Source organism: Streptococcus sp. HMSC072G04, from assembly GCF_001813295.1.
Lineage (GTDB): Bacteria > Bacillota > Bacilli > Lactobacillales > Streptococcaceae > Streptococcus.
Window position 1 is genome coordinate 1 of record NZ_KV812041.1, and the last position, 302, is coordinate 302.

Annotated in this window: 1 pseudogene; it reads right to left on the minus strand. The window is 41.4% G+C overall.

Annotation, left to right across the window (positions count from 1 at the left end):
- A pseudogene (locus tag HMPREF2904_RS09290) lies at positions 1-302 on the minus strand (hypothetical protein); the annotation flags it as partial.

Below are 302 nucleotides of genomic sequence, written 5' to 3' on the forward strand. Positions count from 1 at the left end.
TTATCAGCTGTGCTGTAATCAATTGCTTCACCAGATTTACCTACGACTTGGTCACGGCTCAATTCAGTGTTGCCTTTTTCATTGACATACTTGATAATCGCTTTTTGAGCATCACGAACGTAAGTTACTGTAACTTCAAAGTCAGGTGCTGTTGCTTCCACTCCTGTTACAGCTGGAACGACGTCTTTATCAGCAGTATAGCCTTGGATTTTTGGAGTTAAAACAGTATCAAAAGTAGTATCCTCTGATGTCCAAGGACGATAATCCACATGACCGGTTACCAAGTTGACATAAGCAAAGCG